Annotated in this window: 15 protein-coding genes; all 15 read left to right on the top strand. The window is 75.3% G+C overall.

The annotated features are described in order from the left end of the window. Positions 1-33 precede the first annotated feature (33 nt). From J7462_RS03525 to J7462_RS03455, 15 genes are read left to right on the top strand one after another with little or no spacing between them, the layout of a single operon-like run. The gene (locus J7462_RS03525) at positions 34-294 is read left to right on the top strand and encodes a hypothetical protein (protein WP_219461739.1); all 261 of its coding nucleotides are present in this window, start codon (positions 34-36) and stop codon (positions 292-294) included. Beyond that, positions 291-1,577 (top strand): DUF4255 domain-containing protein, encoded by a 1,287-nt coding sequence (locus J7462_RS03520; protein WP_219461737.1) that lies wholly within the window; start codon positions 291-293, stop codon positions 1,575-1,577. Before J7462_RS03525 ends, J7462_RS03520 begins: the two co-directional genes overlap by 4 nt. Further along, positions 1,577-3,424, top strand: coding sequence for an ATP-binding protein (locus J7462_RS03515; protein WP_219461735.1), 1,848 nt, complete (start codon positions 1,577-1,579; stop codon positions 3,422-3,424). The genes J7462_RS03520 and J7462_RS03515 overlap by 1 nt, the downstream gene beginning before the upstream one ends. Beyond that, positions 3,421-3,663, top strand: a complete 243-nt coding sequence (locus J7462_RS03510) for a hypothetical protein (protein ID WP_219461731.1) — start codon at positions 3,421-3,423, stop codon at positions 3,661-3,663. Before J7462_RS03515 ends, J7462_RS03510 begins: the two co-directional genes overlap by 4 nt. Beyond that, positions 3,660-11,213, top strand: a complete 7,554-nt coding sequence (locus tag J7462_RS03505) for a DUF4157 domain-containing protein (RefSeq protein ID WP_219461728.1) — start codon at positions 3,660-3,662, stop codon at positions 11,211-11,213. Before J7462_RS03510 ends, J7462_RS03505 begins: the two co-directional genes overlap by 4 nt. Further along, the gene (locus J7462_RS03500) at positions 11,210-11,854 is read left to right on the top strand and encodes a hypothetical protein (RefSeq protein WP_219461724.1); all 645 of its coding nucleotides are present in this window, start codon (positions 11,210-11,212) and stop codon (positions 11,852-11,854) included. Before J7462_RS03505 ends, J7462_RS03500 begins: the two co-directional genes overlap by 4 nt. Then, positions 11,851-12,273 carry a hypothetical protein gene (locus J7462_RS03495; protein WP_219461722.1) on the top strand — a complete coding sequence of 141 codons (423 nt, stop codon included), beginning with the start codon at positions 11,851-11,853 and terminating at the stop codon, positions 12,271-12,273. The genes J7462_RS03500 and J7462_RS03495 overlap by 4 nt, the downstream gene beginning before the upstream one ends. Continuing rightward, positions 12,266-13,417 carry a hypothetical protein gene (locus tag J7462_RS03490; RefSeq protein WP_219461720.1) on the top strand — a complete coding sequence of 384 codons (1,152 nt, stop codon included), beginning with the start codon at positions 12,266-12,268 and terminating at the stop codon, positions 13,415-13,417. Before J7462_RS03495 ends, J7462_RS03490 begins: the two co-directional genes overlap by 8 nt. Further along, the gene (locus J7462_RS03485) at positions 13,414-13,920 is read left to right on the top strand and encodes a phage baseplate assembly protein V (RefSeq protein WP_067303923.1); all 507 of its coding nucleotides are present in this window, start codon (positions 13,414-13,416) and stop codon (positions 13,918-13,920) included. Before J7462_RS03490 ends, J7462_RS03485 begins: the two co-directional genes overlap by 4 nt. Continuing rightward, positions 13,920-14,264 (top strand): hypothetical protein, encoded by a 345-nt coding sequence (locus tag J7462_RS03480; RefSeq protein ID WP_219461717.1) that lies wholly within the window; start codon positions 13,920-13,922, stop codon positions 14,262-14,264. Before J7462_RS03485 ends, J7462_RS03480 begins: the two co-directional genes overlap by 1 nt. After that, positions 14,261-14,623: a GPW/gp25 family protein gene (locus tag J7462_RS03475; RefSeq protein WP_219461715.1), complete on the top strand. Its 363-nt coding sequence runs from the start codon at positions 14,261-14,263 to the stop codon at positions 14,621-14,623. Before J7462_RS03480 ends, J7462_RS03475 begins: the two co-directional genes overlap by 4 nt. After that, positions 14,620-16,998, top strand: coding sequence for a baseplate J/gp47 family protein (locus J7462_RS03470; protein WP_219461710.1), 2,379 nt, complete (start codon positions 14,620-14,622; stop codon positions 16,996-16,998). The genes J7462_RS03475 and J7462_RS03470 overlap by 4 nt, the downstream gene beginning before the upstream one ends. After that, complete coding sequence (locus J7462_RS03465; protein ID WP_219461707.1) at positions 16,995-19,451, top strand: hypothetical protein; 2,457 nt, start codon at positions 16,995-16,997, stop codon at positions 19,449-19,451. Before J7462_RS03470 ends, J7462_RS03465 begins: the two co-directional genes overlap by 4 nt. Then, positions 19,448-21,571 carry a phage tail protein gene (locus J7462_RS03460; protein ID WP_219461704.1) on the top strand — a complete coding sequence of 708 codons (2,124 nt, stop codon included), beginning with the start codon at positions 19,448-19,450 and terminating at the stop codon, positions 21,569-21,571. Before J7462_RS03465 ends, J7462_RS03460 begins: the two co-directional genes overlap by 4 nt. Continuing rightward, positions 21,568-24,999 (top strand): DUF6519 domain-containing protein, encoded by a 3,432-nt coding sequence (locus J7462_RS03455; RefSeq protein ID WP_219461699.1) that lies wholly within the window; start codon positions 21,568-21,570, stop codon positions 24,997-24,999. The genes J7462_RS03460 and J7462_RS03455 overlap by 4 nt, the downstream gene beginning before the upstream one ends. Positions 25,000-25,061 lie beyond the last annotated feature (62 nt).

Raw genomic sequence — 25,061 nt, 5'->3', positions numbered from 1 at the left:
GCACCCCGTCGTCCCGCCCCGGCCGTCGCGCCGGTGCGCGCCGGCACCGTGCCGCCTCCCGCACCGCCCGCCGCTCCCGGGCACCGCCCTCCGGTCACCCGGGCCACCGCCCGGAGCCCGGAGCCGGTCACCGTGCACGTGCACATCGACCGGATCGAGGTACGCCTCGCCGGCAACCGGCGGCCCGCGACCGCACCGGCGGCCACCACACCGGCCACCGCCGCCCCAGCCGTCGCTGCGGGGCCGGCACCGGAGTTGGAGTCGTACCTGCGCGGGGCGGGGGTGCCGCGATGAGCACCGGGTACGCCCTGGCCGCCGTCACCGCCGTGCTGCGCGGGCAGCTGATGGCCTACCTACGGGCCACCGGCGCCTCGTCGGCGGTCGGCGGGGTCTCCGTCTCGGCGGGCCCACCGGACCGGGTGACCGTCGGCAACCAGGAGGGCAACCAGGTCAACCTGTTCCTCAGCCGGGTGACCCGGAACCCGACCTGGGCCAACCTCGGCCCGCCCCCGCGCAGCACCGGCGGGGACGACGTCGCCGCGCCGCCGCTCGGCGTCGACCTGCACTACGTGGCCAGCGTCTACGGCCACGACCCGTTGACCGGGGAGATCCTGCTCGGCCACCTGCTGGCGATGCTGCACGAGACGCCGGTGCTGACCCGGGCGACGATCCGCCGGTCACTCGCCCCCGACCCGCCCGACCCGACGCTGCCCGCCGCGGTGGCCGACTCCCGCCTCGCCGAGCAGGTCGAGCTGCTCCGGGTCAGCGTCACCAACAGCCCGGGCGGGGAGGAGAGCTTCCGGCTCTGGTCGGCGTTCAGCGCGCCGTACCGCAGCAGTGTCTTCTTCGACGTGTCGGTGGTGCTGATCGACCCGCTGCGCGGTGCCCGGGAGCCCCTGCCGGTCCGCGCGGTCACCGCCGGCACCGTCGACGTCAACGGCCCCGAGGTGGACCTGGTCCGCGCCGACGGGCCGACCGGTACCCCGGTCACGGCCGGTGCGACGCTGGTGGTGACCGGCCGTAACCTGGCCGGGCCGGACGTCCGGGTCCGGATCGGGACGGCCTCGGCCAGCCCGGCCACCGCCTCGGCCGGTGAGTTGCGGCTGCCAATGTCCGCCTTCGACCGGCCCGTCGCGGCCGGGGTCCGTGGCCTGGTCGTCACCCACTCGGTGGCGTTGGGCGACCCACCCACGCCCCGGCCGGCGATCAGCTCCGACGCGGTACCGGTCAGCTACCGGCCGACGATCACCGTCGCCCCCGGCGACGTGGTGGTCGGGTCCAGCCGGACGGTCGACGGGGTGGTGCTGCGTACCGGCACGGTCACCGTCGACGTCGTGCCGGAGGTCGAGGCCGGCCAGCAGGTCACCCTCGGGCTGACCGGGGCGGGTGGCACGGTGCTCGCCGCGCCGGCCGACAACGGGGTGCCGTCCGGTGGGCAGCACACCGGGCGGATCAGCTTCGCCTTCCAGGACCTGCCTGCCGGCACCTACCTGGCCCGGTTGCGGGTGGACGGGGTGGACAGTCCGCTGCACGCCGACCCGACCGGCCGGTACGACGGCCCCGCCGTGGTGCTGTGATGCCCGCCCCACGCCCGGCCGCCCGCTGGCCCGGCCCACCGCCGGCCGCCGGACACGACGGCGGGCTGGCCGCCGAGGTGGAGCGGATCCACCTGCTCCTCAAGGGCGAACCGGCCCCGGACGGCCCGGCCGACGGGTCGACCCCGCACCGGATCGCCACCGGATTCGGGCTGACCGCATTCGAACGTGACGTGCTGGTCGCCTCGGTCGCCGGGGAGTTGGGTCTGCTCGACCGACCGCCGACCTTCGCCTGGTGCCTGGACGCCCTGCCCGGCGGGCACTGGGACGCCCTCGCCGCCGACCGTCCGCTGCGCGCGGCGCGGCTGGTGGAGTTGGGTGAGGGGCCACTGCCGCACGCCCCGCTGCGGGTCGACGAGCGGGTCCTGCACGAGCTGCGCGGCGTCGGGCGGCTCGACGAACGGTTGCGGCCCTACCTGGTGCCGTTGCCCCCGCCGCCGGCCGTCCTGCCGGCCAGCCGTCGCCGGGCCGCGCAGCAGCTCTGCGCCGCCTGGCAGGGCGGCCGTCGCCCGCTGCGGGTCTGCGGGCCCGACCCCGCCGACCGGGTCGACGTGCTGGCGGCGGCGTGCGCGACGGTGGGCCGGGTCGGGCACCGGGTGGCCGCAGCCGACCTGCCCCGCGCGGTGACCGACCGGGACGCGTTCGCCCGGCTGTGGAACCGGGAGGTGGTGCTCGCCGATCCGGTGCTGGTCGTCGAGCTGACCGGCGACGAGCCACCCGAGGTGGGCGCCGCCGTGGCGCAGTTGCTGGCCCGGCTCGTCGGTGACGTGGTGGTCAGCGTCCCCCGCGCCGTCGCCCTCGACGGGGTGGCCCCCGGGCCGACGGTGGACCGGCCGTCCCGGGCCGAACAGCGGGCGCTGTGGCGGGAGTCGCTGCCCGGTCGCGCCGCGGCAGCCGCCGCCGTCCTGGCCCGGGAGTTCGACCTGGGACACCGGGAGATCCTCGACTCCGCCGCCCCCGCCGTCCCCGGTCCGACCGTCGACCCGGTGGCGGTGGCGCGAGGGCTGGTCCGTGAACGGGTCCGGCGGGACCTGGACGGGTTGGCCGAACGGATCGACGTACGGGCCGGGTGGGACGACCTGGTGCTGCCCGCCCCCGCCCTGACCCAGCTACGTCAGTTGACCGCCGCGGCGGCTGGCCGGGCCCTCCTGGCGGAGCAGGGCTTCGCCGGTCGGACCGGCCGGGGTCTCGGGGTGGCCGCGCTGTTCGCCGGGCCCAGCGGCACCGGCAAGACCCTCGCCGCCGAGGTGGTGGCCGGCGCACTCGGGCTGGACCTGCACCGGGTCGACCTGGCGACCGTGGTGAGCAAGTGGATCGGTGAGACCGAGAAGCAGCTGCGGCGGATCTTCGACGCCGCCGAGCGGGGCGGCACCGTACTGCTGTTCGACGAGGCCGACGCCCTGTTCGGCCGCCGTTCCGAGGTACGCGACAGCCACGACCGGTACGCCAACATCGAGGTGTCGTACCTGCTGCAACGGATGGAGCAGTACCGGGGCGTGGCGGTGCTGACCACCAACATGCGCACCGCCATCGATCCGGCGTTCCTGCGTCGGCTGCGGGTGGTGGTCCCGTTCGGACACCCCGGTCCCGCCGAGCGGGCCGGCCTGTGGCGGCGGGCCTTCCCGGCCGCGGTCGCCACCGCCGATCTGGACCTGCCCCGCCTCGCCGCGCTGGACCTCACCGGTGGGGACATCCACACCGTGGCGCTGCGTGCCGCGCTGGTCGCCGCCGGGGAGGGTGACCCGGTCGGGATGCGGCACGTGCTCGACGCGGTCGCCGCCGAGTACGCCAAGCACGACCGGCCCGCCGACCCCGGGTTGTGGTCATGAACATCGAGGTCACGACCGTCGAGGTCGACATCCGCCGGCTGGTCCTCACCGGCGTCGACGGGCCGGTCGACGCCACCCTCGCAGCCGAGGTGGGCGCCCGGTTGAGCCGGCTGATCGCCGACCGTGGCCTGCCGTCGGCCGGTGCCCAGGCCAGCGCCCCGTCCGCCGGCGACGACCTGCCGACCGCGCTGGCCGAGACGATCTGGGCCCGGCTGGGTCTGCCGGGGGTGGGCCGATGACCAGCCCCGACCCGGCCACCGGCGCGGGAGCCGCCCGGGAGACTGCCGCCCACCGGGCTCCCCCACCGACGACGCAACCCGCACCGGGCCGCGACGACGCCCTCGCCACGCTGACCCGTGAACTGGTCGACCGGTACGCCCCGTCGTTGGGGCTGCGGCCGGACGCCGTACGGGTGCACCTCGGTGCGGCGGGTCGACGGGCCGCCAACCACGGCGCGCGCGGGCTGCTCGCCGACGGCGCGGTGCACCTGGCCCCGGGCTTCGACCCGTCCCGGGCGGCCGGGCGGGCCCTGCTGGTGCACGAGTTGGGGCACCTGGCGCAGGCGACAGCCGGCACGGCGTACCCGGGGCAGCGGGCGACCGACCCGGAGGGCGAGGCGCGGGCGTTGGCCGACGCCGCCTCGGCCGGGCGGGCACTGTGGACGCCGGTGGCCCGGTTGCCGGCAGGTGTGGTCGCCGCCGACACCGGTGCGGTCGCCACCCCGCCGCGCCCGGCCAGCCCGCCGGCCCCCGACCGGGCGCCGGCCGACGAGGCCGGGACCGGCCCGTTGGAGGCGGAGCTGGGCGCGCTGGTGGAGCGCCGGTACCGGGCGGAACGGGCCCGCATGGTCGACCTGCTCGACGGCCTCTGGGTCTCCGGCGACGACGTGCGGGGCTGCCTGCGGATCCTGGACACCCTGCCGTTCGTGGTCGCCCGCAGCCTGGTGCACAGCCTGCCCGCGCCCCGGCGCACCGACCTGGCCGGCAACCTCGACGACGACCACCACCGGGCGTACCCGCGTGCCGCGCTGGCCGCCCTCGGTGGGCAGACCCCCTACCTGCTGCGGGTGCTGGAAGCCGACAACGTGCACGGGTTGAGCGCCGAGGGGCTCGACCCGGTGCAGCGGCGCACCGCGCTGAACGTGCTGCGGGCCCTGCGGACCAGTGTGTTGCGGGAGCTGCTGGGCGGTGACCGCAAGGCGCAGTTCCGGGCGTTGCTGGCCGAGCGGCCCCCGGCGGGCAACGACGCCGACGCCCTGCGCGAGCAGGTCACCATCCTGGGTGGGGCGTCGGCCGACGACGCCCGCCTCGACCGGGACGCCGATCTGGCCGCCCTGCTGCGGCGGGTGCAACGGTCGATCGGTGACCGTCGGGCCGACGAGGCGCTGCGCCAGCTCGCCGACCTGGCCCCCGCCGCACCCACCGCCGGTGCCCCGGCCACGGCCGCGTCGGCCGCCGCCGGGCCGCCCGAGCCGGGTCCGAGGCTGCGGTACGCGGTCCGCCAGCTCGACGACAGCGGTCACCTCGACACCCTGCTCGACCAGTTGCCGTGGGAGGAGAAGCGGGTCGACGCGCCGCTCGGCCCCCGGCTGCTGGTCGTGCTCGCCGCCCGCCCGGAGCACCGCAACCTGTCCCGGGTGGAGGGACTGCTGTCGTACGGGGTGTTCGACTGGGCGATCCGCGACCATGAGGCCCGTTTCGCGTACCTGCTGCTGCGTAGTCTCCCGCTGGCCGCGCAGGACCGGTGGCGGCGGTTGGACCAGGGCAGCTGGTTCGACCGGTTGGAGGAGAACATCCCGGCCGAGGATGTGCTCGGTGGCGGCTACACCGGCGTGGGCGCCCTCGCCGAGCCGTGGGACCGCCGCCGGCGCAGCGCCGGGCAGGTCGACGCCGAGCGGCTCGTCGCCGACATCCACCGGATCGTGCAGGACGGCCTGGACGGGGTGAAGGCCGTCGAGCTGGTCCGCCGGTTGATCGGCTACGACCGGCCGACCGGGGCGACCGCCGGGCCGGATGCCCGGGGCCGGGAGGCGTTGCGGACCGCCGTGCACCGGCTGGACGCGCTGCGTGACCTGGACCGCATCCTCGCCGCCCTACCGGATGCGTACCTGACCCACGAGATGTGGCGGGCCGAGTTGCTCGACCTGCTGGCCCTGCGCGACCCGGCGCACCTGGAACGGCAGGTCCGCGGCCTGCTGGCGATCGGGCTGACCGACTGGGCGGTGAACCCCCGGGAGGCGTGGCTGGCCTTCCAGCTGGTGCGCAGCCTGCCGGTGGCCGACCAGACCCGGCTGGCCGCCGACGATCCGGACCGGTGGGCCCGGATGCAGTCCGGGATGACCCCGCAGATGCGCGCTTCCCTCGCCGTCACCGCGATTTCCGGTCCGCGCCGTGTGGAGGCCCGCGACCAGCTGCGCGACCGGTTGCGCGACGACCGGCTCTGGCGGGCCGGGCGGGCCACCGAACTGCGGTCGTTGATCATCCAGGCGTACGCGCTGGACGACCGGCGGTGGGTGTTCCTGCGCTCCCGGGAGGTGCGCGCGGACCTGCTGCCCGACCTGGCGACGCTGGTGGCGGAGCTGCGGCTCTACCACGCGACCCGCCGGCCCTCGTTCGACCCGGAGTCGTTGCGCACCGACGGCCTGCCGACCGTGGTGGGTGACCTGGCCCGGCTGGTGGCGGTGGGGCTGAAGCTGCTGTTTCTCAGCCGCACCGGGTTGAGCCTGTTCACCGACGAGGTCACCGTCGACGAGTTCGACCTGCACGACGCCCAGTGGATCAGCGGCGACCTGGGTGGCGCCCGGCTGCGCGACACCGACCGGGAACGCACCAACCGGCTGTCGCTGTCGGTGGACGCCCGGCAGGGGGTGCTGCGGGTCCGGCTGCCCCGGTTGGAACTCGACGGGGTGAACCGCACCTTCACCGGCAGTTCGCTGCGGACCGGCCGGGTCACCCTGACCGACCTGGACATCGTCGCCTCGTTCTCCGACCGGGGCTACGAGCGGCCGGTCGGCGCGCAGGCCGGGATGGGTGCGTTGAGCGTCTCCGACGTGGTGTACGCCAGCGACGGGCTGCCCGGCGGGCTGCTCGGCCTGACCCGGTTCGGGCTGTCCACGCTGGCGTTCCGGGCCGGGGCGACCGGGCAGGAGAACGTGACCGAGCCGGGCCGGCACGGCTGGGTCGGCATCCCCATCATCGATCCGCTGATCCACCTGCTGCACAACGTCATCTCGTTCTACGGTGGGCTGCCGTTCCTGTCCAAGATCAGCGACGCGTTGCTGGCCCCGTACACGGCCGGAGCGCCGTTCCTGGCCCAGCAGTTCACCTCGCTGACCGCCGGGGAGATCTTCACTCCGCTGGCCAACGCGACGATCGGGCTGCTCACCGACGGGGTGTTCCGCCCGCCCCGTGGGGTCGGCGAACGGGTCACCGACGCGGTGGAGATGATGCACTCGCTGCGGGTCAGCTTCTCCAGCGCCACCGCCGAGGGGCTCTCCTTCGCCGGCCTGCAACAGGTCGGCCGGATCGAGGTGGGTCGCACGCTGATCGGGGTGGCCACCAGCCTGCCGGCCCGGTTGCGTGCCGAGCAGGAGTCGCTGCGGCTGCGCCGCGAGACCGCCACCGGGGCGCAACGTGCCATCCTGGAGGAGCGGCTGCGCGCCGTCGACAGCCAGCTCACCACGCTGGAGCCGGCCGAGCGGGAACTGGACCGGTTGGAGGCCCGGCACCGCTGGCACGCCGAGTCGCTGTCCGAGGCCGAACGCCGCCGGCTGGTGGAACTCTCCGACCAGTTGCGCCAGTCCGTCGGCGGCGCGATCGACATCGGCGGTATCCGGGTCACCGGGCTGACCGGCCGGGTCGAGGCCGCCGGGGTGGAGGTCGACCCGATCCACGCCGAGGCGTCCCTGCCGTCGCGCATCGGCGAGTACCTGCCCGACGACGAGCTGATCACCAGGTTTCGCCGCGACCGGGTCCCGGTCGACGCGGCGACGACGGCCCGGGGCAGCACCGGGTCGGCCACCCTCGCCGGGGTACGGCTGCTGCCCGGCCCGGCCGGCGCACCGGCGCTGCGGATCACCGCCGGGGACCTGCCCACCCGGGCCGACGTCGCCGCCCAACTCGCCGCGCTGCCCGCCGAGCCCCGCTGGGCGGACCGGCGGGCGGAGCTGACCCGCTGGCTGACCGACCTGGACCGGTTGCATGAGTTGGAGTCGCTGGCCGCCGAACCGGTCGACCCGGCCGGCCGCCCCCTGCCGCGACACCGCACCCGCGCCCAGGAGCAGGAGCTTCAGCTGCTGCGGGAACGGGCCCGGCGGTACTTCGGCATCACCGTCGGCGGGCTGACCGTCGGCGGGCTCGACGTCACCCTGGACCCGGCCACCCTCGGGGTGGAGCTGCGGTTGGCCGAGCTGACCGCCACCGACGTCCGGGCCGGGGCCACCACCGTGGAACGGTTGGCGGCGGCCCGGCTGCGGTTGCGCGCCGACCTCGACACCGTCGGCGGCGGCCGGCTCCCCGCCGAGCTGGCCGGCCCGGCCGCGGCCCAGGGGTTGCCGATCGGTCGGACCGCCGTCCGTTTCGGGGTCGGTGAGCTGGCGGTGACCGGGTTCTCCGGGCCGGGCGTCGAGGCCCGGCGGATCGCCTTCACCGCGCCCGCCCGGGCCGACGGCACGCCCGGCGAGGCGATCCACGGCCGGGTGCTGCCCGTCGGTGACGATCTGCGCCTACCCGACCTGGTGGTGGAGCAGACCGAGCTGACCGGGCTGTCCATGCACTCGCCCGGCCGCAGCCTCTACTCCCGGGGCAGCACCCGGATCGGTCGGATGAGCCTCGACGTGCAGGTCCGCACCGGCGCGACCGCCACCGGCCGGCAGGTCCGTGGCGCGCTGGTCCGCAACCTGGTCATCGACCGGATCGACGCCGACCGGATCGGCATGGACGTCACCGACCCGGCGCCGGGGATGAGCGTCGAGGTGGTCTCCGGCGCGCTGATCGGGGTGCGGCTGCGTGACCTCGACGTGGACCTCACCGGCGAGGAGCTGACCTATTCCGGGCGGTTGACCGTCGGTCAGCTCGACCGGCTCCGGTTCGCCGTGGTGTCCCGCGCGGTGCAGGGCGGCCCGACCACGATCACCGGCACCGTGGGTGGCCGGGCGACCCGCCCGAACGCCGCCACGGTGACCGTGGACCTGATCCGGGCCGGGCCGCACCAGGTCGACCCGGTGACCGGCCGGATCCTCAGCGACACCACCGACAGCCAACGCATCCAGCTCGACGGGCTCACCCTCACCGACACCACCCTGCGGACCCCGGACGGCGCGGTCACCGTACGCCGGGCCGGGCTCGGCGGCCGGCTGGTCACCGAGCGGGCCGGCGGGCTGCGCTTCGAGGACGTCGGCCCGGCCCGCATCGAGCTGGGCGCGATCGACTGGCGGGCCGGCGACGGGCGGATCGTCTCCCGGGGGGCGACCGTGCTGGACGGGCTGACCGCCAGCGGTCGCTGGGACAGCACGCCGGAGCAGCGCGACGCCGCCGGTCGGGTCGTCCCGGCCACCGCCGCGCTGCACCTGGAGCGGCTGCACATCGCCCGGATCACCGGACGGGACCTGCGCTACCGCGACGGGGTGCTCGACGTCGGCCTCGGCCGGCCCGAACCGCTCCCGGCCGGGGAGCCGGACCGGCCGCCGCTGGAGATCCTCGACGTGGACCTGCGCGGCCTGCGCTGGTCGGCGGCGGCGGGGGTGACCGCCGGACGGCTCACCACCGGGGCGACCCGGGTGGAGATCGCCGGCCGGATCGACGCCGCGCTGCACGTCGACGGCGCGTTGTGGGCCGCCCAGCTCACCCTCGCCTTCGGTCGGGGCGGCCGGATCCAGGCCCGGGTGGTCGGCGGTGAGGCGCAGCTCGGCGTCGGGCCCCGGCCGGGCGAACACGACCAGCACGTCAGCATCCAGGGGCTGGACACCGGCGTGGTCAGCGTCGGCCCGGACCACATCGAGATCGGCCCGGACGGGCAGCCGGGGCTGAGCCTGGCCACCATCTCGGTGGACGCGCTGAACTGGCAGGGTGCGGCGCTCGGCCTGCGGATCCCGTCGGGCGCGGGGGCGATCACCCTGCTCGGCATCAGCGCGCGGGCCCGGGTCGACCTGTGGCCGGCGGGCACGCCTGGCGGCCGGTTCCGCCGGTTGCTGCTGCGGGAGCTGGTGGTGCAGCAGACCCGGGCCAGCGGGCTGCTGGTGGATCTGCACGACGGCGTCACCATCCGGCTCAACCCGGACATCGAGGCGGTGCTCGGGGAGTTGCGGCTGGTGCCGGCGGCCGGGCAGGACGGCTTCCTGGTGGAGGCGACCCGCACGGCGGAGGGGATGCGGATCCTCGGTGGACTGCGGATCGGGGCGATCGAGGCGGCCCGGGTCGGCTTCGACATCGGCACGTTCCTGTCCGGCGGCACGGCCGACTTCACCGCCGGTGGGCTCAGCGTCGACTTCCTCGACCACGGTGGGCTGCGGCTCAACCTGGCGCAGCCCACGCTGACCGCGATCAGCGCCCAGGTCACCGCCGACCCGCGTCGCCAACTGCTGTTCCTCGGCGCACCGACCGGCCGCCCCGAGTACGGGCTGCGGTTCACCTCGATCGGCTACGAGCAGGACCCGGCCGGGCCGGACGGCTCGGCGGCCCCCGGCCGGCGGATCGCCGTACGCGGTGGTGAGGTGACCGGGCTGAGTTTCACCGACAGCGGGCTCGGGTTGTACATCTTCGTCGAGCAGGGGCTGCTCGGCGACCTCACCCACGACCTGACCAGCGGGTCGGGCGAGCTGCCGTCGCTGGACATCCGCAACGCCCGGTTCGTGCTGGACCTGGCCACCATGCTCGGCGGCGGCTCCCCGATCCCGGCCCCGCCGCCCGCCCGGACCACCAGCGCGCAGCGGCGGGCCGCCCTGGCCGGGAAATGGGACGCGCTGGTGCGGGTGTTGGACGCCTACCGCATCGGTGAGGTGCTGGACAGCCTCAACGGGCACATCGACTTCGACGTCACCCACGACGGGTTCCTGTGGGGTGAGCGCAGCTGGGAGGTGCGGCTGGCGTTGCGCGACGGGGCGGTCGACTACCGCCGGCTCACCGGCGCGCTACCGTGGTGGACCCCGGGCCGGTTCATCGTCGAGGGCGACGACCTGGTCTACCGGGTGCACCTGCCCAGCTTCGGGGCGGAGGGCGCTCCCCCGCCGGACAGCGACGTCGACCTCCTACGGTGGCAGCTCGACACCGGCGAGGTCAGCCAGGCCCGCACCGAGCACCTGGTACGCCTCAACCGGCTGCTGCGGCCGACCGCCGCCTCCCGTGACGACCTGCTGCACACCATCGCCGACGTGCAGAGCGACGAACCGTCGACCGGCCCGCCGGGCATGTTGGCGATCGGCAACGTCGACGTGGACCTGTCGATCAACAACCCCCGGGAGATCACCCTGCCGCTGGGCGGCAGCAACGAGATCGTGCTGGCCCCCGACGCGCTGGTGCACCTCGCCGTCGGCGGTGGGGTACGCCGGGCCGCCGGTGGGGGCGGCCTGCCGGGCCGGCTGCGGCCGGTGTCGTTGCAGAGCGCCACGGTGGCCCGGGTGAACCTGCTCTTCGACGGGCTCGGCCTGTCGACCGGGCAGATCCGGATCACCGACCTGGCCGACTGCACCGTCGACTTCAGCGGGTTGGACCCGCTGCTGATGCAGGGCCGGATCACCCGGGCCGTGGCGGAGCGGATCCGCTGGCGGCGTCCCACCTCTGGAGGCACCCCGTGACCAGTCCCCTCAGCCCCCGGTTGCTGCGCGCCGGCCTGGTCGTGCTCGACCCGGACAGCGGGCGCAGCCGGCGGGTGATCACCCTGCAGTACAACCCGGACTCGTTGACCCGGGGCTTCCAGCTCAAGACGGCCGGGGCCGAGGGCGGGGCGCGGGGCGAGGCGTTGCGGATCACCGGCCCGCCGGTGCAGACGCTCACCCTGGAGGCCGACCTCGACGCCGCCGACCAGCTCACCGACCCCGAGGCGGTGGAGCTGGGGTTGACCGCCCAGCTGGCCGCCCTGGAGTCGCTGACCTATCCCAGCCTGGCCGCGGTGCAGGACGCCGCGGCGCTGTTGGCCGCCGGCACCCTGGAGGTGGTGCCGCCGCCGGCGCCGCTGGTGCTGCTGGCCTTCGGACGACGCCGGCTCTGGCCGGTACGGATCACCGAGCTGACCATCACCGAGGAGGCGTTCGACCCGATGCTGAACCCGATCCGCGCCAAGATCCGACTGGGTCTGCGGGTGTTGACCGTCAACGACGTGGGCACCGACGGCCGGGCCGGTGGCCTGGCCATGGCCGCCCACCAGCAGCTCGAACAGCTCGCCGGCCGGGCACGCGGCGGGCGGCTGGCCGACCTCGGCATCGACCGGCTGCCATGAGCGACCCGACGGACACCGATCCGGCCCTGGTGGCCGCGCAGAGCCGGGTCGCGCAGACCCTCTTCGCCGCGACCGGCGCGGGTGGCGTCGACACGCCGGCACCCGGCGCGGTCTCCCCCGACAGCCGGTACGCCACCGTGGGCACCACCGTCACCGTCGACCCGGACACCGGTCGGGAGGTCGTGCACCTGCGTCGCCGGTTCGTGCCGCCCGCGGACCGGCTCGCCACCGCCGGCTGGGAACCGGTCGCCGACGGGGACCGGGTGGACCTGCTGGCCGGGCGGACCGTCGGCGACCCCACCGCGTTCTGGCAGCTCTGCGACGCCAACGGCGTCTTCGACCCGGCGGAGCTGGAGCAGCCGGGCCAGGTGGTCCGGGTCGCCCTGCCCGAGGGCTTCCCGGGGGGCCTCGATGCCTAGCGGGGTGCGGTTGCAGGTGCTGATCGGGCCGTTGACCTTCCGGCCGGCCCCGATGGAGCTGGTGGCGGCGGTGCAGGAGGCGCAGGTCACCCAGAACGCCGGGCAGCGCTCGGGCTTCCAGCTGCGCCTGGCGCTGGGCCGGGGGTCGCTGGTGGAGCGGATGCTCGCCGACGGCAGCCTCGACCCGCCGACCCGGCTGCTGCTGGTGCTGCACGTCGACGGCCGGCCGCAGGTGCTCTCCGACGGGGTGGTGACCCGGCACGACGTGGCCCGCAGCAACGACGCGGGCGCGTCGACGCTCACCCTCACCGGGGTGGACGTGAGCCAGATGATGGACCTGATCGACCTGTCGGACCTGCCGATGCCGATGCCGGCGGAGGCCCGGGTGCTGACCCTGCTCGCCCCGTTCGCCGCGTACGGGGTGGTGCCGATGGTGGTGCCCAGCGTGCTGGTGTTCGCGCCGAACCCGGTGCAGCGGATCCCGGCGGTACGCGGCACCACCTTCGCGTACGTGTCGCAGCTCGCCGACGAGGTGGGCTACACGTTCTATGTGGAGCCGGGGCCGACCCCGGGGATGAACACCGCCTACTGGGGGCCGGAGGTGCGGGCCGGTCAGCCGCAGCCGGCGTTGACGGTCAACGCCGACGCGGGTGCCAACGTGGAGTCGTTGTCGTTCTCCTTCGACGGGGTGCAGAAGACCGTCTACCTGCTCACCGCGTTCCCGGAGCAGGTGCGGGTGCCGATTCCGCTGCCGGTGCCGGACGTCAGCCCGCTCAACCCGCCGCTGGGCCGCAAGATCCCGATTCCGTTGTCGTACCGGCGGATGAACATCGGGCGGTCGAACCCGAGCGGCACCGACGACGCCACCGCCCGGATGGACGTCGTGCAGACCCTCGCCCGGGGCCTGGCCCGGGCCGCCCAGTCGGCGAACGTGATCACCGGATCCGGCTCGTTGGACGTGCTGCGCTACGGCCGGCTGCTGCGCTGCCGGCGGCTGGTCGGGGTGCGCGGCGCCGGCCGCGCCTACGACGGCGAGTACGTGGTGCGCAGCGTGACCACCACGGTCAAGGCGGGCGAGGTCAAGCAGCGGTTCACCCTGGGCCGCAACGCCCAGGTCTCCACCTCGGGAAGGGCACAGCCATGACGACGAGGTACTACGGCAAGTATCGCGGCACGGTGGTCAACCACCTCGATCCGTTGCAGCAGGGCCGCATCCAGGTGACCGTTCCGGACGTCACGCTCCCCCCGTCGAGCTGGGCGATGCCCTGTTTCCCGCTGGCCGGCATCCAGGCCGGCATGTTCGCCGTGCCGTTGCCGGGCACCGGGGTGTGGGTGGAGTTCGAGCAGGGCGACGCCGACCATCCGATCTGGACGGGCTGCTGGTACGGCTCCAAGGCGGAGATCCCGGCGCTGGTGTCGTCGGCCCCGCCGCCCACCCCGCCGATCGTGTTGCAGACCCCCGGCCAGGCCACCCTGATGATCTCCGACGCTCCCGGCCCGACCGGCGGCATCCTGCTCAAGACGCTGACCGGGGCGATGATCTCGATCAACGACACCGGGATCATCATCTCCAACGGCAAGGGTGCCTCGATCACCCTGGTCGGCCCGACCGTGGCGGTCAACCAGACCGCGTTGACGGTGACCTGATGCCCGGCCCGCTGCTGCACGTCGGTGCCGTGCTCACCTGCCCGCACACCGGCCCGGTCACCCCGCAGACCGGCAACGCGCGGGTGCTGGTCGGCGGCCTGCCGGTGGTCACCGCCACCGACGCGTACCCGGTCACCGGGTGCCCCTTCCAGGTGCCGGTGGGCGCGGGCACCAAACCGCAGCCCTGCGTCCAGCTCCGGTGGACCACCCCGGCGGCCCGGGTGCTGGTCAACGGGCAGCCGGCCGTGCTCGCCACCAGCGTCGGGCTCGGGGTCAGCGCGGAGGGCATCCCGCAGGGGCCGCCGACGGTGGCCGGCGTGCAGGTCCGGGCGGTGGCGTCATGACGTACCCGGCGTTTCCGTGGCGACCGGACAACCGGGGCCGCTCCGGCCTGGCCGGCCCGGACCGGCACGTCGCCGACCTGGTGGAGGCGGTGCTGTTCACCGCGCCCGGCGAACGGGTCAACCGGCCGGACTTCGGCGCGGGTCTCGGCCAGTTGCTGTTCGCCCCGGTCGACGACGCGGTGGTGGGCACCGCCGAGTTGCAGGCCCGCAGCGCGTTGCAACGCTGGCTCGGCGAACTGATCGAGGTCGACGACGTCCGCGTCGACCTGGCCGAAGCGGCGGTGCGGGTGCACGTCGGGTACCGGCTGCGGGCCACCGGCCGGCCGGCGCAGGTGTCGGTGGAAAGGGGTGCGGGATGAGCGTGCGCTGCGACGACGACGAGCGGCGGGCCGAGGTGGGCCGGCCGGGCAGCGCCTTCAACGGCATCGACTGGGTCGAGGTGGACGCCACCGACCAGCGGCTGCTGCACGTCGGTTTCCTGCACCCGTTGCCCGGCCAGACCGGCGGGGTGCCCGCCGGGGCCGCGCTGGCGGTGGGGAACGTACTTGTCGACGGCGGGGTCCGGATCACCGGCGTGCGGGTGCTCAGCGTCGCCGCCACCGGCCTGGAGTTGACCGTCCGGGTGGACCGGGCCGGTGACTTCTCCCCGTACACCCTGAGGTTGGTGCGCTCGGCGGTGGACGACCGGGTGCCGCCCGGTTTCGACCCGGTGCTGTCGGTGCAGACCTTCTCCTTCAAGGCCAACTGCCCCAGCGACCTGGACCCGGCACCGGCCGCCCCCACCGTGACGCCGCCGCCGCCGACCACCGCGCCGGCCGACTACCTGGCCAAGGACTACGCCGGGTTCCGGCGGCTGATGCTCGACCGGCTCGCCGCCCTGCCCGGTGGGGCCGAACGGCACCCGGCCGACCCGCTGATCACGGTGGTGGAGGCGCTGGCGCACGTCGCCGACCGGTTGTCCTACCGGCAGGACGCCGCCGGCACCGAGGCGTACCTGGGCACCGCCCGCAGCCGGATCTCCGTGCGCCGGCACGCCCGGCTGCTGGACTACGCGGTGCACGACGGTTGCGCGGCCCGCGCCTGGCTCAGTGTGCGGGTGGCCGCCGGGTCGGACGTGGAGAGCCGGGGTGTGCCCGCCGGGACCCCGGTGCTGGCCGCCGACCGGGCCACCCCGGCGGTACGGCCCACCGACGCGGCGGCGCTGCTGGCCGACGGCGCGACCGGCTTCGAGACGCTGACCCCGCTCGCCCCGAGGGCCGCCCGCAACGAGATCGCCCTGTACGTGTGGGGCGGCCGGGACTGCGGGCTGCCCGTCGGCGCGACCCGGGCCACCCTGGTCGACCTGCCGGCCACCGGCCTGGCCGCCGGTGACCTGCTGCTGCTGGAGGAGGTGCTCTCCCCGCAGACCGGCAGACGCGCCGACGCCGACCCCACCCACCGGCAGGTGGTCCGGCTGGTGTCGGCGAACCCCACCACCGACCCGGTCACCGGGGTGGCCGTGCTGGAGGTCGAGTGGAGCGCCGCCGACCGGTTGGCCTTCCCGCTGACCGTCACCGCCTCCGTCGCCGGCACGGGCACCGGCCAGCTGGTGACCTGTGCGGTGGCCCGGGCCAACCTGGTCGCCGTCCAGCACGCCAGCGCGGTGTCCGGGCAGCTCCCGGCCGCCGCCGAACACCGGTGGCGGCCGGTGCTGACCGGCGAGCCGGTCGCCTCGGCGGTGCCGTTCCCGACCGACACCCCGGCCAGTCAGGCCCTCGACCAGGACCCGCGTGCCGCGGTGCCGCTGATCCGGTTGGAAACCACCGAGGGCAGTTGGCGGCCCCGCCGGGACCTGCTCAACGCCGACCGCTTCGACCAGGGTTTCGTCCCGGAACGCGAACGCGACGGCCGGGTGAGCCTGCGGTTCGGCGACGACGTGTCGGGGCGGCGACCACCGGCCGGCACGGTCTTCCAGGTCACCTGGTGGCGCGGCGGCGGGGCGGCCGGCAACCTCGGCCACGACGCGCTGACCACCCTGGTCACCGACCGGGTCGGGCTGCTCGCCGCGACCAACCCCCTGCCCGCCGTCGGTGGCACCGACCCGGAGGACATCGAGCACGCCCGGCAGCACGCCCCGGTCGCCTTCGCCGTCCAGGAACGAGCGGTCACCACCGCCGACTGGGTGGCGGCGGCCCTGCGGCTACCCGAGGTGGCCAACGCCACCGCCCGGGTCCGCTGGACGGGGTCGTGGTGGACGGTCTTCCTCACCCTCGACCTGACCGGCGGGCAGCGGCTCACCGACGAGCCGGCGCTGGCCCGACGGCTGGCCGGGCGGCTCGACCGGTTCCGCGTCGCCGGGTACGACCTGCAACTGCGCGACCCGGTCGACCTGCCGGTGGAGCTACGGCTGTGGGTGTGCGTCACCCCGGGCGCGTTCCGGTCCGACGTACGCCGGGCCCTGCTGGACCTCTTCTCCGCCCGCGACCTGCCCGGTGGGGTGCGGGGCTTCTTCCACCCCGACCGGTTCAGCTTCGGCACCCCGCTCTACGTCAGCCAACTGCTGGCCGCCGCGGTCGGTGTCCCCGGGGTCACCGACGTGCGGGTGACCGAGCTGCACCCGGTGGGCGTGGTGGCCGGCGGCGAACTGGCCGCCCGGGTGCTGCGGGCCGGCGACACCGAGGTGATCCGCCTCGACAACGATCCCAGCGTGCCGGAGCACGGCATCCTGCACCTCGACCTGGTGGGTGGACTGTGACCTCACGAGTGGGCCGGGGGCCCAACCCGCCCGGCCGCAGTGGCATCGCCTACCGGCTGGGCCGGCAGGCCGACTTCGCCGCCGACCTGGTGGCCCGGCTCGGTGGGCGGCCGGAGCTGGCCGGGCTGACCACCCGGGAGGTCGACGACCCGGCGGTGGCGCTGCTGCACGCCTGGGCGACGACCCTGGACGTGCTCGCCTTCTACCAGGAGCGGATCGCCAACGAGGGTTTCCTCGGCACCGCCACCGAACGCGGTTCGGTGCTGATGCTGGCCCGCGCGATCGGCTACGAGCTGCGTCCCGGCGTGGCCGCGACGACGTGGCTGTCGTTCACCGTCACCGCCACCCCCGGCGCCCCGGACGGGGTGCCGATCCCGGCGGGCAGTCAGGCGCAGAGCGTGCCCGGCCCCGGCGAGCTGCCGCAGGTCTTCGAGACGGTGACGCCGCTGCTGGCCCGGCCGGAACTCAACGCGGTGGGGCTGCGGGTCACCGCGCCCCGCGCGCCCCGCCCCGGCGACGCCACCCTGTACCTGGCCGGCACCGACACCGTGCTCACCCCGGGCGGTGCGCTGCTGGTGCTCGGCCCCGACTGGTTCGACGTCCGTCGGGTGCGCGCGGCCACCGCGGTGCTGCCGGCGGCGGCCACCGCGCTGGACGGCGGTGCGGTGGTGCCGGCGTACACGGTGGTCGGGTTGGACGCGGCGGTGACCGCCCAGCCGCTCGGCACGGATCTGCGTCAGCCGGGACGGGACGTGCAGGTGCACCTGCTGGCGCAGCGGGCCGCGCTCTTCGGGCACCAGGCGCAGCCGTGGTCGGCGCTGCCGGTGGCGCTGCGGGTCGGTGAGTTGAACCCGGGCACCAACCAGGTGCTGCCGGGCGCGTACGCCACCCGCAAGGACAGCTGGGTGGACGCCCCGCTGGGCAGCCAGGAGCGGACGCTGCACCTGGACCAGTCGTACCCGTCGATCGTGGCCGGGTCGTGGCTGGTCCTGGAGACCGCCGGGGTGCCGCAGCTGCGCCGGGTCGACGCGGTGGCGGAGGTGCCGGTGGCCGACTTCGGCATCGCCGCCCGCACCACCCGGGTCACCGTGGCCGGCGGCGACTCGAACATGTTCTCCCGGCGCACCACCACCGTGCTCGGCGACAGCCGGTTGCTGCCACCGGCCGCTGCACCGCTGACCGCCCCGCTGACTGCGACGGCGACCCTGGAGCTGGCCCGGCCGACGCCGGGGCTGGAGCCGGGCCGGCCGCTGGTGCTCACCGGTGTCGACCCGGACGGCGGGCCGGTCGGCGAGGTGGTGACCGTGCTGCGGGTACGGGACGAGAGCACGGTGGACCTGACGGCCAACGTGACGCGGCGTTACCGGCGCGACAGCGTCCGGGTGCTGGGCAACGTGACGGCGGCGACCCACGGGGAGAGCCGGGCGGAGGTGCTCGGGGGAGGCGATGCACGGCGGGCGTTCCAACGGTTCAGCCTGCGGCACGTGCCGCTGACCTATGTGCCCGCCGCGACCGCGAGCGGCTCCCGCACCACCCTGGCGGTCTGGGTGGACGGGGTGCGCTGGCAGGAGGTTCCGGCGCTGCTCGGGCAGGCCCCCTCCGCCCGGGTCTACACCGTGCGCCGGGCCGACGACGGCACCGTCACGGTCACCTTCGGCGACGGCCTGACCGGGGCCCGGCTGCCCACCGGGCAGGACAACGTGGTGGCCACCTACCGCAGCGGCATCGGGCGGCTGGCCGATCTGGCACCCGGCCGGTTGACGATCCCGCTGTCCCGGCCGCTGGGCCTGATGGAGGTCGGCAACCCGGTGCCCGCCGCGGGGGCCGACGACCCGGAGGGGGTGGACCGGGCCCGTCGCAACGCGCCGCTGGCGGTCCGCACCCTGGGGCGGGTCGTCTCGCTTGACGACCACGCCGACTTCGCCCGCGCCTTCGCCGGGATCGGCAAGGCCCGCGCGGACCTGGTCTGGGACGACGCCCGGCAGCTGGTCCTGCTCACCGTCGCCGGCCCGGACGGGGCGGAGATCCCGCCGGACGCGGCGGTCCGCGCCGACCTGCTGCGGGCCCTGGACGCCGCCCGCCAGGCGACCGTGCCGGTGCGGATCCTCGGCCACCACCGGCGCCGGGTGGCGGTGACCGCCCGGCTGTTGTTGGCCGCCGGGCACCGGTTCGCGGCGGTCTCGACCGCAGCCCGCGCGTCGCTGGTCGCCGGGTTGAGCTTCGACGCCCGCGACTACGCCCAGCCGGTACGCGCCAGCGAGGTGCAGGCGCTGCTGCACCGGGTGCCCGGGGTCACGGCGGTGGTGCTGGAGCTGCTGCACGACGCCGGGCAGTCGCCGGCCCGCCTCGACGTGATCACCGCCGCGCCGGCCCGTCGGGTCGGTGACGTGCTGCTGCCCGCCGATCTGCTCACCGTGGACGCCGGTGACGTCACCCTGCTGGAGGCATCGTGAGGGCCGAGGATATCTGGGGCCTGCTGCCGGCCGCGCTGCGCAGCCAGGACGAGGCGGCCGGCGGGGTGCTGCACGCGCTGGTGGAGGTGATGGCCGAGCAGGCCGTCGCGTTGGGTGCCGACGTGGACCAACTCACCGACGACTGGTTCGTGGAGACCTGCGCCGAGTGGGTGGTGCCCTACCTGGGTGAGCTGGTGGGGGCGGGTCAGTTGCATCCGCTGGCCGACGGCACCGGCCTGTCCGACCGGGCCCGCGTCGCCGACACCATCCGGTTCCGCCGGCGCAAGGGCACCGCCGCCGCGTTGGAGGAGCTGACCCGGGCCAACACCGGCTGGAGCGCCGCCGTCGTCGAGTTCTTCGAACGGCTGGTCGCGACCCAGCACGTCAACCACGTCCGCGACGCGCCGGCCACCGCGTCGATCCGGGCCGCCGCGCCGTTGGAGCTGGTCGGTGGGCCCTTCGAGACGGTCTGCCGGACGGTGGACGTACGGGCGATGGACGCCGGTCAGGGCCGCCCCAACATCGGGCACATCGGCCTGTACGTGTGGCCGCTGCCGTCGTACCGGCTGGACCGGGCCACCGCCGCACCGGCCGTGGTGCCGGCGGACGGCCGGTGGTGGATCGACCCGGTGGGGGTGGGCCGGCAGCTGACCGGGCCGACGGTGACCGAGCCGGACATCGACCACCGGGCCGACGAGGCGAACGTGCCCGGTCCGCTGCGCCGCCGGCCGTTGCGCGACGAGTTGGCGGCGCTCGCCAGCGGCACCCCGCCCCCACCCGAGCAGCGGCGCTGGTTCCGCGACGACGACCCGTCGTTCGTGGTGTGGATCCAGCCCACCCCGGCCGACGAGCTGCGGCCGGTCCCGCTGGACCTGCTACGGATCTGCGACCTGGCCGGCTGGGAGCTGCCGACCGGCAGTGTGGTGCGGGTCGACCCGGTGCGCGGCCGGATCACCGTCGCCGCCGGCCGGCCCGTGCACCGCCTCGCGGTCTCCTGGTGGTACGCGTTCAGCGCCGACGTCGGCGCCGGGCCGTACCCCCGCCGCGGTGACCTGGGGGCGGCGGACGGGCCGGTGGACTGGCAACTCGCGGTGAGCGTGACCGAGCCGGCACGGGCCGGGGAGGTGGTCGCCTCGCTGGGTGAGGCGGTGACCGCCTGGCACGACTTCCAGGCCACGCACCCGGGCAGCACCGGCCGGATCGTGGTGCTGGACAGCCACCGTTACCGGGAGAACCTGTCGGTGCGGGTGGGGCAGGGCAGCCGGTTGAGTGTGCTGGCCGCGCAGTGGCCCCGGCCGCCGGACCGGCCCCGGCGGCAGACCGACCTCGACCCGGTCGGGGTGCGTCCCTGCCTGCTGGGCACGCTGGCCGTCACCGGCGTCGGTGTCGGGGACCGCCCGGGTGAGCTGGTCGTCGACGGGCTGCTGGTCGCCGGGACGGTGACCGTCGCCGCGCCCGGTGACGGCGGACCGGGCCTGGGCCTGGTGGAGTTGCGGCACTGCACCGTCGGCCCGGCGGCGACCGGGCTCACCGTCACCGCCGGCAACGACCGGACCCGGGTGGTGGTGCACCGCTGCGTGACGGGTGCGCTGACCACCACCGACGGCCCGTTGACCGTGACGGACACGCTGGTGCACGGCCCGGTCGCCGCCGGGGACGCGGCGGCGGAACTGGCTGGGGTGACGGTGCTGGGCACCACCACGGCGCGGGTGCTGACCGCCACCGACTGCCTGTTCGACCAGCAGGTGACGGTGGCCCGCCGGCAACAGGGGTACGTCCGGTTCAGCTACCTGCGGCCCGGCTCGGTCACCCCGCGCCGCTACCGCTGCCAACCGGACCTGGCCCAGCAGGCTCAACCCGACGACCCGGACGTGGCCACCCGGGTCGGGCCGGCCTGGGCGAGCACCCGCTACGGCGACGCCACCTACGGCCGGCTCGCCGCCACCGCCGCCACCGAGTTGCGTACGGGGGCGGAGTCCGGGGCGGAGCTGGGGGCGTTCCGTCGTGCCCTGACCCCGCAACGCCTGCACAACCTCACCCTCGCGCTGGCGGAGTACCTGCCGCTGGGGCGGGTGGCCGCTGCCCTGCCCGTCCTGCCGACCGGAGGAACCACACCATGAAGGGCGACATCAGCCGCGTCACGTTCGACCAGCGGCGGCACGCGACGAGCGTCCGCAAGCAGCAGGGCCGGGTCGACCTGGACGCGGACTGGAACGAACAGCAGGACATCCAGGCGCACCTGCGGGCCACCGCGCTGACCGACGTGGTCGGCGCCGCCGGTGCGCCGCTGGTCGGTGGGGCGTTCGGGTTGACCGGCGGGGCCGACCTGAAGCTGTCGGCCGGCCGCTACTACCTCGACGGGGTGCTCTGCGAGAACGACACCCCGGTCTCCGTGTTCGCCCAGCCGGACCTGCCGGCGGCCGGCCCGTTCGTCCGTAAGCTCGACGGCTCCTGGCTGGCCGGTGGCGCCCCCGTGCCGCCGGGGGTTCACGCCGCCTGGTTGCAGGTGTGGTCGCAGCACGTGACCGCGATCGAGGACCCGGCGCTGCGGGAGGTCGCCCTCGGCGGGCCGGACACCACCACCCGGCTGCGGACCGTGTGGCAGGTGCGGTTGTTGCAGGCCGGGCCGCCCAACACCCCGGTCGGCTGTGCGGACACCCCACCCGGCTGGGCGGAGCTGACCGCCGCCTCCACCGGCACCCTCGCGGTCCGTGCCGACCCGACGGGCAGTTCCGGGGGTGACTGCGTGATCCCGACCGGGTCGCCGTACACCGGGTTGGACAACCAGTTCTACCGGGTGGAGATCCTGACCGGTGGGGCGCCCGGGGTGGCCGGTTTCGTCTGGTCCCGGGACAACGCCGCCACGGTGGCGACCTGGGAGAGCATCGACGTCGACGTGCTGACGGTGAAGGTCCCCGGCCGCGACGGCAGTGCCGGCTTCACCAACGGCTCCTGGGTGGAGCTGACCGACGACGGCCGGGAGCAGAACGGCCTGCCGGGCACGTTGGTGCAGGTCGACCGGGTGGAGGGGGACCGGATCGTGATCCGGCCGGGCACCGCCACCGGCAGCCTCGACCGGGCGGACTTCCCGTCGCGGCCCCGGGTCCGCCGCTGGGACGGCCGGGGCACCGTGCCGGCCGGCGGCGTCGAGTTGGACCTGGAACTCGGCATCAAGATCCGGTTCTCGGCGGCGGGCAGCTTCCGCACCGGCGACTGGTGGTCGTTTCCAGCCCGCTCGGCGCTGCACGACGTCCAGTGGCCCCGGGTCGGCACCACGCCGGTGGCGCAGACCCCGCACGGGCCGCGTCGGGCGCACGGCCGGATCGGCGTCGTGAGCTGGGACGGCAGCCAGTGGAGCGTGCTGCGCGACTGCCGGCCGGTGTTCGCCCCGTTGACCGGGCAGGCCACCCTGAGCCTGCTCGGCGGGGACGGCCAGGAGGCGGTGCCGGTACCGGGCAGCCCGGCGACCCTGGTGCCGCTGGGGCACGACCTGGTCACCGGGGTGGCGATGGGCGGTCAGCCGGTCGCCAAGGCCCGGGTCCGGTTCACCGTCACCGGCGGGGCTGGCCGGCTCACCGCCGGGGCGGTCACCGCCACCACCGTCACCGTGGAGACCGGTGCCGACGGCCGGGCCCGCTGCGCCTGGCAACTCGACTCGGCCGCCGCCACCCAGGAGGTCACCGCCCAACTCCTCGACGAGGCCGGGCAGCCGTCCCACCTGCCGGTGACCTTCACCGCCGCGCTGTCGCGCGCCGACCGGGTGTCGTACGACCCGACCGGGCGGCCGTCGCTGGCCGGGGCGACCACCGTCCAGGCCGCCATCAACCAGCTCGCCGCGTCCGCCACCGGTGGGTGGGCGACCATCACCATCCGGCCGGGCATCGACTGGGTGCAGGCGCTCACCACGCTGCCTGCCGGGGACGTGCTGATCTGCTTCGCCCCCGGCCTCTACACCAGCACCGTGCCGGTCACCTTCACCGGCCGGGCCAACATCCGGGTGCTGGGCAGCGGGCCGGCCAGCCGGATCCGGGTGCAGGGTCAGGAGTTCGCGCTGATGTTCGTCAACTGCGGCACCGTGTCGGTGTCGCACCTGGCGGTGGAGACTCCCGGCCCGGCTGCCGCCGAGGGGCGGCTCGGCCCGGTGTCGGCGGTCAACTGTGCCGAGGTGACGATCGAGCACTGCCAGCTCACCGGGGTGGCCGGCGCGTCCCCGCAGAGCACCTGCCTGACCGTCCGCAACGACCAGGGCGCGGCCCCCGGGAAGGTCCGGGTGCTCGACTCGGACTTCCTCATCGGCCACGGCCAGCAGGGTGTGTTGCTGGTGAACCCGGACCACGCGGTGATCACCCGGTGCCGGTTCTCCTGCCCGCCCCGGCCGGCCTCGCTGACCCTGGCCGAGCTGGTCAAGGACGAGAAGTTCCGCAGCCAGCTCGCCACCCAGTTGGTGGGGCGGCTCGCCCTGGACCGCGACGACCGGTTGGAGACGGGCGAGTGGAACACCGTGGTCCGGGTCGGCCGGTGGGGCGTACGGATGAACTCGATGGTCCCGCAGAGCGAGTGGAAGACCCTGACCACCCTGCGCCCGCCCACCGCCGAGGACCAGCGCACCGCCGGGGCCGCCGAGGCGTACGTGCTGCGGCTGGCGGACCTGGCCACCGAGGACCCGGCCCAGCTGCCCTCGTACAAGCGGCAGCTCACCTCGCTCAAGGGGCGGCTCGGGGAGAGCGCCGGGCGGATCTTCGACACCGACGAGGGCCGCAAGACGCTGCGCGACTACCTGGTCGGTGAGGGGATCGACGTGCGGGAGGCCGACGACATCGCCCGCGACCGCCGGGAGGTGGCACTGCCGGCGCCGGGGGCGAGCCTGCGCTTCGACTCGGCGTTGAGCCAGGGTGCCTGGGAGGCGGCGGTGGCCGCGTCGCCGCCGTCGCGCCCGGTGCAGACCCCGTCGGCGGCGGCGAAGCACCTGCGCAGCGTCGCCGACCGGATCCTGCTGGAGCCGGCCTTCGGCGAGAAGTACGCCGGTGGTTACCGGCGGGACCTGACCGCTGCGGCGGAGGTCTCCGTCGGGGCCTGCGCGGTGGTGATCGGCGGCGGTACGGCGGTCGGCGACGTCGAGGTCTCCGACTGCCGCATCGATCAGGTCGCCGAGGGGATCCACATCGGGGTCTCCTACCACAAGGGACCGCCGATCCAGGGCCGCACCATCCGGGTGACCGGCAACGACATCCACCTCTACCAGGCGTGGTGGCGTGGTTCGGGCACCATCCGGGGCATCAAGATCGGCAGCATCCGGCACGTGTTCGTCTCCGACAACCGGATCTCGGTGGCCGCCGGGGCGGGCGTCGGCATCTGGGCCTTCGCCGCCGGGGGTCCGATCATGGCGATCCGCGACAACCTGGTGCAGAACTGCGAGCCGGCGATCCTGTGCAACCCGTCCTGGTCGGGGGCGCCGGCGAAGCGGCTGTGGTCGGTCACCGACAACGTCTCGTCGAACGGATCCATCCAGGTGGCCGGGGGTGCGCGCAGCTCGGGCAACGTCAGTTGAGCTGTCACAAGCACGACTGCGTCGGCCCGGCGGGCGGGACTACGCTCATGGTGACTGCCACT

The organism is Micromonospora sp. RL09-050-HVF-A (genome assembly GCF_019374995.1).
Classification (GTDB): domain Bacteria; phylum Actinomycetota; class Actinomycetes; order Mycobacteriales; family Micromonosporaceae; genus Micromonospora; species Micromonospora antibiotica.
This window is presented reverse-complemented; position numbering and strand designations above follow the sequence as displayed.